Here is a 207-nt window from a genome sequence, read left to right as displayed (position 1 = left end):
GCCAATGACCAGTGATCAGACCCTTTCCATGGACGGAGTATATCCATATTTGAACGATGAACATTGTGGTCGTTCTACTGATCACGGGCTGTTAACCTTGGCGAACGGTTGGAATCAATTTCGAATTGACAATGCCAAGAATATCCAAATGGCGTTTAACTTTAATTTTTTGTATCGGTAAAGGGGTGTGCAGATGGCAATATCACA

General features: G+C 42.0%; 1 pseudogene. It reads left to right on the top strand.

The features are described from left to right. A pseudogene (locus tag CES81_RS13705) lies at positions 1 to 181 on the top strand (phage tail family protein); the annotation flags it as partial. Positions 182 to 207: the final 26 nt, after the last annotated feature.

It is taken from the genome of Secundilactobacillus pentosiphilus (genome assembly GCF_002217985.1).
Lineage (GTDB): Bacteria > Bacillota > Bacilli > Lactobacillales > Lactobacillaceae > Secundilactobacillus > Secundilactobacillus pentosiphilus.
Note: the sequence above shows the minus strand (reverse complement) of the source record. Positions and strands in the feature narration are given on the sequence as shown.